The organism is Rahnella perminowiae, from assembly GCF_019049695.1.
GTDB lineage: Bacteria > Pseudomonadota > Gammaproteobacteria > Enterobacterales > Enterobacteriaceae > Rahnella > Rahnella perminowiae.
The window spans coordinates 197,931-210,232 of sequence record NZ_JAFMOT010000188.1 but is presented as its reverse complement, the minus strand read 5'-3'; the positions used below and the strand labels follow the sequence as shown (position 1 = coordinate 210,232).

Here is a 12,302-nt window from a genome sequence, read left to right as displayed (position 1 = left end):
TGCATTGCCTCCTGCCGTCTGAACTGTCTGCGCTCCTGTTTCTCAAAAATATCAGTGCAACAGATTAATTTTTAGGAGTTTTCATGTCGAATCAGTTCCCGAGCTCACGCCTTCGTCGCCTGAGACAGTCCGAATCCCTGCGCACGCTTTTTCAGGAAACCGAATTTAGCGTCAATGATCTGGTACTGCCGATTTTCGTAGAAGAAGAAACCTCTGAATACGTACCCATCGAAGCCATGCCCGGCGTACTGCGCATCCCTGAATCCCGTCTGGCGTTTGAAATCGAACGCTACGCCCGTGCCGGTATCCGCTCGGTGATGACGTTTGGTATTTCGCATCACATGGATGCCACCGGCAGTGATACCTGGAATGAAAACGGTCTGGTCGCGCGTATGGCGCGTATCTGCAAAGACACCGTGCCTGAAATGATCGTCATGTCCGACACCTGTTTCTGCGAATACACTTCACATGGCCATTGCGGTGTGCTGCATGACCACGGTGTGGATAACGACGCAACCCTGATCAACCTTGGCAGGCAGGCTGTGGTAGCCGCCGCCGCCGGGGCAGATTTCATCGCGCCATCCGCCGCTCAGGACGGTCAGGTGCAGGCCATCCGCAGTGCGCTTGATGAAGCCGGATTTATCGATACCTCGATCATGGCCTATTCCACCAAGTTCGCGTCTTCGCTGTACGGACCTTTCCGTGAAGCGGGCGGCAGCGTGCTCAAAGGCAACCGCAAGCAATATCAGATGAACCCGATGAACCGCCGCGAAGCCGTGCGTGAATCGTTGCTGGATGAGCAGGAAGGTGCAGATGCGCTGATGGTGAAACCGGCTGGCGCGTATCTGGATGTGATCCGTGATATCCGTGAAGCCTCCCGTCTGCCACTGGCGGCGTATCAGGTCAGCGGTGAATACGCGATGATCAAGTTCGCCGCACAAGCCGGTGCTATCGATGAGCGTGCCGTGGTGCGCGAAAGTCTTGGTGCGATCAAACGTGCAGGCGCAGATATTATCCTGACCTATTTTGCCATGGATATTGCTGAAAACGGGCTGTAATTTCTTTTTATGCTTCAAACGAAAAACCGGGCTTCCGCCCGGTTTTTTGCATTACAAAAGCTTAACGGGAAGGGCATACGAATCTGCGGTTTTTGGTTGCCGGGTGGGACTCGAACCAGACCCGGCCACTGTGAAGGGTTGTCCCCGGCGCGGTGGTAGCCGGTGTTAAACCCAACACAAACAGCTGTGAATATTCGCCTGCCACTCTCTGTTCAGGATTACTACTGGTTTCGAGATCAACATAAGTATAACCGGATGGATGATCACGGTTAAATGACCATATACCGATAAAACTCAACGGGTTAAGCTTAGCAAACCGTGTTAGGGTATTGACATCGTCCAGTTTGAACATGCTGGCATCATCGTTGAGACCAATCATTGGCGTAACGGCCACTTTGGCCAGGCGCCGGGCTTCGGAAAGATCAGGGTAAAGAAGCAGCAATTGTGTACTGATGCTCAGTGCCGCCTCTACAGCAGCTCTGCCCATATCCGTTTGTGTTGCCGGGTCATTATCCGGATCGCCATAATCCATCGCCATACCATTGACACTAAACTCCAGACCCGCATTTTTTGCCAGCCTGAGGATCTCCACACCGCTCAGATTCAGGCCGGTAGGCAGGGTCGGCAGGGTAAAACTGATGGCAACGTCAGGCCTGAGGCTGACAACTCTTTTCAGAGCCGCACATATTTTAGCGGCATCAAACAGCCCGTTTTCCAGATCGAAATCCAGCCCTTTAGCTCCGTACATGTCTATAGTGGCAATGTAGATCTCTTCAAGTTCCACGATACTGAAATGGGTGGAGATATCGGAATTGGCGGCCCCGCCAAATGAGATGATGACAGAAAGCCCGGCGCTGTTAAGCTCATCCGCCAGCGGCAGTGCCCACTCTAAAGGCATGGCAGAACTTGCCGCCCAGCACGGGGTATTGGTTTCCGTATCCAGTGTCAGAAACCCAAAAATTAACCCGTCAATTTTCCACCTGAGGGCCTGTTCGTAATAAATGGGATTAGGTCTGCCATTCGGATATTGTTGCCAGTCACTCCACAACGCATTAATAGTGACATCAATAAAAGGTAAATAAGAATTTGACATGATATTTCCTTAATAAATTAATAGGGATTGAGGATTAACAGTCAGGGTTTATCTACTGCGGTTGTTCACGGATATAGTAAGGCGCTTCATTTGGAATGGTTAAAAAGGGCTTCCTCCGTTTGCTGATTGATGTTCATAAAAATAACCACGGTTTGTGCGCTGCCTATTTTGACTACATTCCCCACCCGGTAAATCGAAACTCCCTGGATCACCAGTAAGCGTTCAATGGCAGCAGTGGTGACAAAGACATATTGTGAAATCTGGTTGCGTTGTGCATATAAAACTAAATTACGCAGGAGCCGGACTACCGGGCCCGAGAATCCGTATCCCCCGGCGTCATGACTCTTTTCAAAGGAAAAACGTGAAAGTTCACAGACTGATGCAGAACAGGGAAGGGGAGCCTGACTTTGCCACAAATCAGGAAAAACTTCGCTGAGCATATAAGGGGCCGTAGTGGGCAAAAGGCGCACACAGCCTTTGACGTTATTGTTAATATCGGTAGTAATAATATAATCAGTGTCGATAGTGTCGAAACGATCTGTTTCCTGCTCATTGAAACTTTCCACATCCCATTTCAACCGTTGTTTAAATACACGATGCCGAAGTTGAAACATCGATAATAAGAGCGTCTGATTTCTTCTGCTTCCGGAAATACATCCGTGAAGTACGGCATGTGAAACAAGGCGTGGGTCTGTTATATCAATATCTGTATTGCCGGAATGAAAAATGCTCACCGGCGTGATAATTTCGGCTTGGCTCATATTCAATACTCATTCGTTAATAATCAGTGCAGGCTAATCACCGCCTGCACTGATAGTCAGTGATAAATAGCGGGACATCCGCTACATATTACGACCCGGATTACGCCCGCGTGGTGCGCAGCATCCCCCTCTCACGCCCGGGCAGTTTGGTTGACCTCCGACATTGCCGGAGCCTAATTTAAACCATGGATCCCCACCGGCTTCATCCAACGTGCCTGGCTCTGTTCCCTGAGTCCACCATTTCGCTTCATAATTACTGCCCTCCCAGCTAACACGGTCGCCCTCATTATAAGTCTCCGTGGCGCTCCATTGCGGATACCCGGTTGCCGCCTGAACGGTAACATTGTAAGCCGCAGTGTCGCTCGCTCCGCTGATATCAGTCACGGTCAACTGGAACACCAGTGAATGATTAATCAGCACGGTTGGCGCGGTGTAAGTCAGCGTTTCACCGGTCACGGATGTGGCAGTGACATCTGCTGGCAAACTCCAGAAGTAGCTCAACACTTCGCCGTCAGGGTCATACGAGTTTGCCGCGCTGAGTGTACCCGTTGCGCCGCTGCTGACTGTTTTACTGCCGGAGACTGCCGCCACCGGAGGCTCATTCACGCCACCTGCGACCAGGAAGGTATAGGTATCAGTACCGGTTTTGCTGCCATCAGAGACGGTAAGTGAAACGGTATAACTGGCCTGATACCCTGCGGCAGGCACCCGCAGGTGAATAATCGGGTCTGTCAGGCTGCCGCTGACAATTAAGCCCGACGGGACATTCCACTGATAAGTGATCGGGTCACCGTCAGGATCGTAGGAATGACTGCCATCAAAGGTAAGTTGGGTAATCGGAGAGACCGGGCTTTTTGGCCCCACGATTTGCGCGACCGGTGCGCGATCGAGCGGATCAACGCTGGCATTAATACCTTTAAAGTAGAAAGGTGCCATATCAATGGCTTGTGTCACTATCGGGGCACCCAGCCCTTCACGCGCAGCATTGACCAGCAGACCGTTATCCTGATCGGCAGTCCAGGTAAATACGCCTCCCAGCCCTTTTGAGCGGGCATATTCAGCTTTCGCTTTTACGGTACGCGGCGTATCCAGAGAGATAAATAATTTAGAAGACGAGCTGTACAGATAGTCTGCGTCAGCCTTTTCATCGGTATAGAGTTCGAAGCCGTTTTTCCCTTTTTGCGCTTCCAGATCCAGATAGTTATAAATAATGTCATACCATTCTGAGCTTCCTGACTCAAAAGTCCCCGTTGTCGTTGCGGCACCTGGTTCATAGGTACCGACCAAAGGTGACAGTTGAGAGATCGCCGCATTACGCGCATTACGGGTATAACCTGCGTAGCCAATGTTGATATTACTCTGCGCCACACCTATTGAAATCAGATAGTCAACTGCGGCATCCACGCCATAGCTGGTTTGTTCTGTTTTATGCAGGTTCGTATGATGATTCAGTGCGGGAGCCCATGGCGTACCGAAGAAATCGTAGGTCATCACGTTAATCCCGTTCAGACCTGCAGCCAGCAGACCCGGGATGTCGGCTTTCGCCAGAACCGCCGGATCGGCTGAAGAGGCGATACTGATTCTGGTGTTTGGCAATCCGGCATTGTTGAAAGCTGCCCGCAACTCTCTCATTAAAATGACATAGTAAACACTGTCGTCATCGCCATAAGGGTTGTTATTGCCTGCTGCTCCCGGATATTCCCAGTCAATGTCGACTTCTGTGAACATCGGGAAACGTTTGAAGATATCCACAATGCTGGCACAGAAGCGAACACGCTGTTGGGCATCGCGTGACATGTTGTAAAAACCGTTACTCATGGTCCAGCCACCCACGCTAAATGAGAGAACCAGATCATGACCGAGTGTTTTTGCTTTTTTCTGCAAATCCCGCAGACCGCCTAAAATCCCCTGAACTTTTTCCTGCTGGAAATCGTCAGGCATAGTGATGTCTTTATAACTCGGGAAGCCATTATTGACGTAGGTTTGGGTATCACCCCAGACATCGAGGAAAGTAACAGAGCCGTCCTGATCGTGAATACCAAATGCTGCTGCCCCGCTGGAGATGGCTGCAGATTTCTCACCCAAATCACCAAGAATGCCGACAAAACCCACAATTAATTTGTCGAATGCCGTTGGCGAAACAAGTGCCAGGTCAACGCCACGCCCGCGATCTGCGGGTTGCTGGCTGCCTTGCAGGCGGCCATCATATTGTGACCAGTCGGTGTAATAACCAAAGACTTTTGGGCGACCTACAGTGTTGTATTTGTTATATACCGGTTTAGCTACGCGGGCTGCGGTATAACTGAATTTTTCGGTATCAACGGCGGGATCAAATCCGTCGATCAGATAAGATTCAGTTGTGGCGGCATCGGGTTTTGTAATTTTAGACATAAATTTTCCTTAACAGTTAGCATTCTGAATTATCAGCACGATAGAAATCTGAAACAGCATTTCGTCTTGGAACGTGAATCATTTTGGCTGTAATTCTGTGTTGTGCAAATTGGCTTGTTAATTTTTTATGTTTTATTTTCAATAAGTTAAATTAAATAAACTAAAAAAAATGAAAAACCTGACACTTATTACAGGTATTACAGGCAGTTTAATTGACAGGCAATCGAGCCTTCCTATAATCATTGCAATGCTGTGTTTGGATGAGGAGAGGGAAATGTTCCATGGAGATTGCATTTGCACGAAATTCAGCGACTTAAATTATTGTATGGATGACCAGATAAAATTAACCTTGGATAAGTGGTTATACTCAATTCGATTCGACAGCTATGCTTATGTTATAACGCCGAGAAAAGGCTTCGATGATTTTTTTATTCTTGAAGGTTTTAACGCCAGCTGGCGCCGGCAATATATGGAAAATGGGTTTCATAAAATAGACCCTATTATTAATAAGGCTCGGAATTATCAGCAAGCTCATATATGGAGCAGTGTGTCGCTTTCGGGAAGTGATCGCTTTTTAAATTGTGCGAAGGCGCATGGTATCCGGTATGGATATTCCATGTCTTTACCGATAAATGACCAGTATATAGGCGTGCTCAGTGTGGCACGAAAAGAAGATATATTTGTTTCGCAAAAGGAATCCATGAATATTATTGGAATGATTACAGTTTATTTGCACAAACTTAATAATCAATTTTTAAGGGATTTTAATAATAAACTTATTGATAAGGTAGGGAATTTAACGCCGCCAGCAATACTGACTGCAAGAGAACGTGAATGTTTGGTCTGGCTTGCGGAAGGGAAAACCAGTTGGGAAATAAGCCGGATTCTGTCAATTTCAGAAAGAACAGCAGTATTTCACATTAACAATTGCATGACCAAACTTGGGGCTAAAAATAGAGTGCAGGTGATAATGAAAGCCATGAGAGCCAATATTATTAAATAAAACGGGCCTGTCACTGGCAGGCCACATTTTGCCTTCGTGTCAGATGACTGGCCCCGTCTTACCTACTTTTTCACAATACCCGCAATATCATTGGTGTTCATCAGGTGATAATCGCCGTTCATGTCGGTATAGCTGGTCATGCCGGTATCGCGGTCACGATCCGGTTCACCGTGGGCGAAAAACTGGTCGCCGGATTTCGTATTAATCACATAATCGCTGGCACAGCCGGTTAATGCCAGGGCCAGAACCCCGGCCGTCAGGCAGAATAATTTCTTCATTGTTCAGCAGGTTCCTGTTGCAATCATTTGCCGGCATTACAAAACAAACTGCCGTAAGAAGCAAAGAATAAAAATGTCACTAAGCGTAATAGTGCGTGCAAAACCGCGATTGTGCACCAGCACGGTGCGATGTGATCCCGTCGTTGTTTCTGTGACTTGTTCGTAACGCTCTTGCGCCGCTATCTATACTCACATAACCCGTAACATTCTCAAAGGTTCTGTAACACTGGCAGATATTTTGCTTATGTCTCTTACCTTTGATGTTTTCACCCCTGGTGATAAGCGGGGAATCCTCAGTCTCAAGATTAAGCATTAAATTTCACATTTTCAGATGACGACTTCGTGTTGGTGTTTTTGCTACATGCGTTTTCCTTCACCCGTTTTGCATTAACTCAGTCCTAAGGATCATGATGATGTCGATGAAATTTATTAAAAGTCCTCTTTCTTTGTTGCTGGCAGGCTGTCTGGTCACGGCGTTTTCTGCGCGTGCGGATATCGTGATTGGCGTCGCCGGCCCGTTCACCGGCCCGAATGCCACCTATGGCGATCAGTACTGGCATGGTGCCACACAGGCCGCTGATGACATTAATGCCGCAGGCGGAATTAACGGCGAGAAAATCAAACTGGTGCAGGGTGATGATGCCTGCGAACCGAAACAGGCCGTTGCGGTGGCGAACCGTCTTGTTGATCAGGATAAAGTGCAGGCGGTTGTCGGGCATTTTTGCTCATCTTCTACCATGCCGGCGTCCGAGGTTTATAACGATGCCGGAATTATCGCCATCACACCGGGTTCAACCAACCCGCAAATCACCGAACGTGGCATGAGCGATATGTTCCGCATGTGTGGACGTGACGACCAGCAGGGGCAGGTTGCCAGCGATTACATCATTGACAAGCTGAAAGCCAAAAAAGTGGTCATTATCCATGATAAAGATACCTACGGGCAGGGGCTGGCGGATGCCACCAAAGCGGCGCTCAACAAGCGTGGCGTGAAGGAAGTGATGTACGAAGGGCTGTCGCGAGGTGAAAAAGATTTTAACGCGCTGGTCACCAAAATCAGTGCGCAGAAACCGGATGTGGTGTTCTTCGGCGGTTGCCATCCGGAGGCCGGTCCGCTGGTGCGCCAGATGCGTGAGCAGGGCGTGCAGGCCACCTTCTTCTCCGGTGACTGCATCGTGAACGAAGAAATGGTCACCGCCGCAGGTGGCCCGCAATACACCAACGGCATCCTGATGACCTTTGGTAAAGACCCGCGCCTGATCCCGGAAGGTAAAGCGGTCATCGATAAATTCCGTGCCAGCAAGTTTGAGCCGGAAGGTTATACCCTTTATTCCTATGCCTCCGTTCAGGCCATTGCCGCAGCGTTCAAAGCCACCGGCGGCAGCGATTCCGCCAAAGCCAGCCAATGGCTGAAAGCCAACAGCGTGGATACTGTCATGGGCAAAAAAGCCTGGGACAGCAAAGGCGATCTGAAAGTTTCGGATTACGTGGTTTATAAGTGGGATGACAAAGGCAAATATCAGGAAGTGAAAGAATAAAGCACGCTTATTTGCCATTTTGAACCCGGGCAGTGCTCAGTGACCTTACGTATTCCATGTACGCGACGGTTCTTGTGCGCTGACCGGGTCCGGACGGCTGTAGCGATAATGTTTTATTCGCTTTAATGAATGCGCCTTAGCCGGGCGCGGTCACAAAAAGAGACTGTGTATTTATGGATTCATTCTTTCTGCAACAGTTATTTAATGGCATCACGCTGGGTGCTGTTTACGGGTTGATCGCCATCGGCTACACCATGGTTTACGGTATTATCGGCATGATTAACTTCGCACACGGCGAAGTGTATATGATTTCAGCTTACCTCTGCGCCATTGCGCTGGCACTGCTCTCTTTCTTCGGACTTCACTCTTTTCCGCTACTGATCCTGGGCACTCTGGTGTTCACCATCGTGGTCACCGGCGTTTACGGCTGGGCAATTGAGCGCATTGCCTACAAGCCGTTGCGTAATTCGACCCGCCTTGCACCGCTGATTTCTGCTATCGGCATGTCGCTTATCTTACAAAATTACGCCCAGATCAGTCAGGGACCGCGACAGCAAGGTATTCCGACCCTGCTGGATGGCGCGTTCCGTTTTCATATCGGCGAAAGTTTTGTCCAGATGACCTACACCAAAATTTTCATCCTGCTGGCATCACTGGTGGGCATGCTGGTTTTATCGTGGATTATCAGCCACACCAGACTCGGGCGGATGTGTCGCGCCGTGCAGCAGGACAGAAAAATGGCTTCGATACTGGGCATTAATACTGACCGTATCATTTCGCTGGTCTTCATGATGGGTGCCGCGATGGCCGGGCTGGCCGGGGTGCTGGTGACCATGAACTACGGCACGTTCGATTTCTATGCCGGATTCATCATCGGCATCAAAGCCTTCACCGCCGCGGTGCTTGGCGGGATCGGCTCATTACCGGGCGCGATGCTCGGCGGGCTGATCCTGGGGATCGCCGAAGCGCAGTTCTCAGGCATGGTGAATTCCGATTATAAAGACGTATTCTCCTTTGGATTGCTGGTGGTGATCCTCATTTTCCGCCCTCAGGGCCTGCTGGGCCGTCCGGTCGTGACGAAAGTGTGAGGAAAATAAAATGATGTCACAAACCGCTGTGAACAGTGGCTTTTCACTGAAACGCTGTCTGCTGGATGCCATTTTTGCCGGGCTGGTGGCGCTGATTATTTTCGGGCCGGTAGTTGGCGTGGTGCTCGATGGCTACAGTTTTAATTTCCATAGTCAGCGCCTGGTCTGGATGATTGTGGCGGTGATGTCCGGCCGCTTCCTGCTCAGTGTATTTTTAGAAACGAGGTCCGGACAGAAAATGCGGGCGCGTTTCGAATCTGACAGCGCAGGTGTGTATGTCCGCGCGCCGGATGACAAAAGCAATCTGCGCTGGATTATTCCACTGCTCCTCGTGCTGGCGATTTTCTTTCCGTTCGTCGCCACCAAATATATTCTGACGGTTGCCATTCTGGGGCTGATTTATGTCCTGCTCGGCCTGGGACTGAATATCGTGGTCGGTCTGGCTGGTTTGCTCGACTTAGGGTACGTGGCGTTTTACGCCATTGGTGCATACGGACTGGCGCTGGGATACCAGTACCTCGGGCTGGGGTTCTGGTCGATGCTGCCGCTGGCGGCGGTGATGGCCGCACTGGCAGGCGCTTTGCTGGGTTTCCCGGTGCTGCGTATGCACGGGGATTACCTGGCGATCGTGACGTTAGGTTTCGGTGAAATTATCCGGCTGGTGCTGACCAACTGGTTATCTTTCACCGGTGGTCCTAACGGGGTATCTGCCCCTCCACCCACTTTTTTCGGTCTGGAATTTGGCCGGCGGGCGAAGGAAGGCGGCGTGCCGTTCCACGAGTTTTTTCATCTGACTTATAACCCGAACATGAAATTTATCTTCATCTATGCCGTGCTGGTTCTGGTGGTGTTGCTGGTGTTGTTTATCAAACACCGGCTGACCCGCATGCCGATTGGCCGGGCGTGGGAAGCGTTGCGTGAGGATGAAATTGCCTGCCGTGCGATGGGGCTCAATCATGTGCTGGTCAAACTGTCTGCCTTTACGCTCGGCGCGTCCACTGCCGGTATTGCGGGGGTGTTTTTCGCCACGTATCAGGGTTTCGTTAACCCGACGTCTTTCACCTTTTTCGAATCTGCCCTGATCCTCGCGATTGTGGTGCTGGGCGGTATGGGTTCAACCATCGGCGTGGTACTGGCAGCATTTGTGCTGACCGTCGCGCCGGAACTGTTACGCAGCTTTGCTGAATATCGCGTATTGCTGTTTGGCGTATTAATGGTGGTGATGATGATCTGGCGGCCGCGCGGCTTAATCCGCATCAGCCGCAGCGGGTTTGCCGTGCGCAAAGGAGTCGCACCATGAGCGAAGCGTTAGCCGATGACAATATCCTCAGTGTTGAACATTTGCGTATGCATTTCGGCGGTATTAAGGCGCTGAACGATGTGAATCTTGCGGTGAGACGCGGTTCGATTACCGCGCTGATCGGCCCGAACGGGGCAGGGAAAACCACGGTATTTAATTGCGTTACCGGTTTCTATAAAGCGTCCGGCGGCAATATTTTGCTCAATACATGCCGGCGCACCACCAATGTGATCCAGGTGCTCGGACAGAAATTTCAGCCGGATGACTGGATTAAACCGGCGCAGCTGGGCAAACGTATTTTCTACAAAATGTTCGGTGGTACGCACCTGGTCAACCGCGCCGGGCTGGCGCGAACTTTTCAGAACATCCGGCTGTTTCGTGAAATGTCGGTGGTTGAAAACCTGCTGGTGGCGCAGCACATGCAGACTAACCGCAACCTGATTGCGGGCGTGCTCAATACACCCGGTTACCGCCGGGCTGAAAATCAGGCGCTTGACCGCGCATTTTACTGGCTGGAGGTGGTGGAACTGGTCGATTGCGCCAACCGGCTGGCGGGGGAGATGTCTTACGGTCAGCAGCGGCGGCTGGAAATCGCCCGCGCAATGTGTACCGCGCCGGAAATGATTTGCCTGGACGAACCGGCTGCCGGTCTGAATCCGGTGGAAACACGTACGCTGAGTAAAATTATCCGTTTCCTGCGCGATCATCACGATATTACCGTCCTGTTGATAGAACATGATATGGGCATGGTAATGGAAATTTCCGACCATATTATCGTGCTCGACCACGGCGACGTGATTGCCGAAGGCATACCGCAGGTTATTCAGAATGATGAAAAGGTCATCGCCGCGTATCTGGGTGCTGATGAAGATGACGAGGTCAGCTTATGAGCGACACGATGCTGGAATTTCGCGATGTGAATGTGTATTACGGGGCGATTCAGGCATTGCAGCAGGTGTCTCTGAAGGTGAATCAGGGAGAAACCGTGGCGCTGATCGGCGCCAATGGTGCCGGAAAATCAACGCTGCTGATGTCGATATTCGGTCAGCCACGCATACAGAGCGGGCAAATCCTGTTTCGCGGAGAAGATATCAGCCGCAAATCGACACACTTTGTGGCCTCGGCGGGAATTGCACAATCGCCGGAAGGGCGGCGCGTTTTTCCGGATATGACCGTGGAAGAAAATCTACTGATGGGCACCATTCCTGTCGGGAATCAGCATGCGGCAGAAGATCTGCAAACCATGTTTGCGTTATTCCCGCGCCTGAAGGAACGCCGTAAACAGCGGGCGATGACCATGTCCGGTGGCGAACAGCAAATGCTGGCGATTGCCCGTGCGCTGATGAGTCGTCCGAAGCTGTTACTGCTCGATGAACCGAGTCTCGGGCTGGCACCCATTATCGTGAAACAAATTTTCCAGACCCTGCGTGAACTGGCGAAAAGTGGCATGACGATCTTTCTCGTGGAGCAAAATGCGCATCATGCGCTCAGGCTGTCTGACCGGGGTTACGTTATTGTCAACGGGCAAATTCGCCTGAGTGGGACGGGAGAAGAACTTTTGCATAATCAGGAGGTGCGCAAAGCCTACTTAGGCGGGATCTGAGCCCCGTCTCCCTGAAGCTGCAGCTGTATTGGCTGCACTTTCTTATCTGAATCACTCAATTGTGTCTGCGCATTGTGCGTTGCTCGCCGGGCTTAACGTCAGTGATTACGCGTATCTCAGCCAGTCACCTCTAATAAGGTTTATTCCGAATTTGTTAATTTTCAACCGCCCTCCACATTTCACTCACAG

General features: G+C 50.6%; 11 protein-coding genes. 7 read left to right on the top strand and 4 right to left on the bottom strand.

The annotated features are described in order from the left end of the window. Positions 1-83: 83 nt before the first annotated feature. Positions 84-1,058 carry a porphobilinogen synthase gene (gene hemB / locus J1781_RS24525; RefSeq protein ID WP_129990419.1) on the top strand — a complete coding sequence of 325 codons (975 nt, stop codon included), beginning with the start codon at positions 84-86 and terminating at the stop codon, positions 1,056-1,058. 61 nt (positions 1,059-1,119) lie between these two features. Here the strand turns inward: hemB and J1781_RS24520 are convergent, their stop codons facing one another. The 3 genes from J1781_RS24520 to J1781_RS24510 form a co-directional block, all read right to left on the bottom strand. Next, positions 1,120-2,151, bottom strand: coding sequence for a glycoside hydrolase family 18 protein (locus J1781_RS24520; protein ID WP_129951658.1), 1,032 nt, complete (start codon positions 2,149-2,151; stop codon positions 1,120-1,122). Between the two features lie 86 nt (positions 2,152-2,237). Continuing rightward, positions 2,238-2,912: an acyl-homoserine-lactone synthase gene (locus J1781_RS24515; RefSeq protein ID WP_217234322.1), complete on the bottom strand. Its 675-nt coding sequence runs from the start codon at positions 2,910-2,912 to the stop codon at positions 2,238-2,240. 81 nt (positions 2,913-2,993) lie between these two features. Next, on the bottom strand, positions 2,994-5,303 hold the full coding sequence (locus J1781_RS24510; RefSeq protein WP_217137650.1) for a glycoside hydrolase family 18 protein: 2,310 nt from the start codon (positions 5,301-5,303) through the stop codon (positions 2,994-2,996). A 169-nt stretch (positions 5,304-5,472) separates the two neighbouring features. Between J1781_RS24510 and J1781_RS24505 the strand changes: the two genes are divergently transcribed. Continuing rightward, complete coding sequence (locus J1781_RS24505) at positions 5,473-6,306, top strand: autoinducer binding domain-containing protein (protein WP_217234321.1); 834 nt, start codon at positions 5,473-5,475, stop codon at positions 6,304-6,306. 62 nt (positions 6,307-6,368) lie between these two features. Here J1781_RS24505 and J1781_RS24500 read toward each other — a convergent pair whose 3' ends face one another. Next, on the bottom strand, positions 6,369-6,584 hold the full coding sequence (locus tag J1781_RS24500) for a YgdI/YgdR family lipoprotein (RefSeq protein ID WP_129951654.1): 216 nt from the start codon (positions 6,582-6,584) through the stop codon (positions 6,369-6,371). Between the two features lie 413 nt (positions 6,585-6,997). On the opposite strand from J1781_RS24500, the gene J1781_RS24495 reads away from it, so the two are divergent. From J1781_RS24495 to J1781_RS24475, 5 genes are all read left to right on the top strand, one after another. Further along, entirely contained in the window at positions 6,998-8,122 is a 1,125-nt protein-coding gene (locus J1781_RS24495) for a branched-chain amino acid ABC transporter substrate-binding protein (RefSeq protein ID WP_129951653.1), read from the top strand. A 173-nt stretch (positions 8,123-8,295) separates the two neighbouring features. After that, positions 8,296-9,210: an ABC transporter permease subunit gene (locus tag J1781_RS24490; protein WP_129951652.1), complete on the top strand. Its 915-nt coding sequence runs from the start codon at positions 8,296-8,298 to the stop codon at positions 9,208-9,210. Positions 9,211-9,223: 13 nt separating this feature from the next. Further along, the gene (livM, locus tag J1781_RS24485; RefSeq protein WP_217220141.1) at positions 9,224-10,510 is read left to right on the top strand and encodes a high-affinity branched-chain amino acid ABC transporter permease LivM; all 1,287 of its coding nucleotides are present in this window, start codon (positions 9,224-9,226) and stop codon (positions 10,508-10,510) included. Beyond that, entirely contained in the window at positions 10,507-11,400 is an 894-nt protein-coding gene (locus tag J1781_RS24480; protein WP_129951650.1) for an ABC transporter ATP-binding protein, read from the top strand. Before livM ends, J1781_RS24480 begins: the two co-directional genes overlap by 4 nt. Continuing rightward, positions 11,397-12,113 carry an ABC transporter ATP-binding protein gene (locus tag J1781_RS24475; RefSeq protein ID WP_217137648.1) on the top strand — a complete coding sequence of 239 codons (717 nt, stop codon included), beginning with the start codon at positions 11,397-11,399 and terminating at the stop codon, positions 12,111-12,113. The genes J1781_RS24480 and J1781_RS24475 overlap by 4 nt, the downstream gene beginning before the upstream one ends. Positions 12,114-12,302: the final 189 nt, after the last annotated feature.

What these genes read in the sequence shown, in the direction of transcription:
- hemB (WP_129990419.1), top strand. Translation starts at nt 84, where the DNA reads ATGTCGAATCAGTTCCCGAGCTCACGCCTTCGTCGCCTGAGACAGTCC.
- J1781_RS24520 (WP_129951658.1), bottom strand. Translation starts at nt 2,151, where the DNA reads ATGTCAAATTCTTATTTACCTTTTATTGATGTCACTATTAATGCGTTG.
- J1781_RS24515 (WP_217234322.1), bottom strand. Translation starts at nt 2,912, where the DNA reads ATGAGCCAAGCCGAAATTATCACGCCGGTGAGCATTTTTCATTCCGGC.
- J1781_RS24510 (WP_217137650.1), bottom strand. Translation starts at nt 5,303, where the DNA reads ATGTCTAAAATTACAAAACCCGATGCCGCCACAACTGAATCTTATCTG.
- J1781_RS24505 (WP_217234321.1), top strand. Translation starts at nt 5,473, where the DNA reads ATGAAAAACCTGACACTTATTACAGGTATTACAGGCAGTTTAATTGAC.
- J1781_RS24500 (WP_129951654.1), bottom strand. Translation starts at nt 6,584, where the DNA reads ATGAAGAAATTATTCTGCCTGACGGCCGGGGTTCTGGCCCTGGCATTA.
- J1781_RS24495 (WP_129951653.1), top strand. Translation starts at nt 6,998, where the DNA reads ATGTCGATGAAATTTATTAAAAGTCCTCTTTCTTTGTTGCTGGCAGGC.
- J1781_RS24490 (WP_129951652.1), top strand. Translation starts at nt 8,296, where the DNA reads ATGGATTCATTCTTTCTGCAACAGTTATTTAATGGCATCACGCTGGGT.
- livM (WP_217220141.1), top strand. Translation starts at nt 9,224, where the DNA reads ATGTCACAAACCGCTGTGAACAGTGGCTTTTCACTGAAACGCTGTCTG.
- J1781_RS24480 (WP_129951650.1), top strand. Translation starts at nt 10,507, where the DNA reads ATGAGCGAAGCGTTAGCCGATGACAATATCCTCAGTGTTGAACATTTG.
- J1781_RS24475 (WP_217137648.1), top strand. Translation starts at nt 11,397, where the DNA reads ATGAGCGACACGATGCTGGAATTTCGCGATGTGAATGTGTATTACGGG.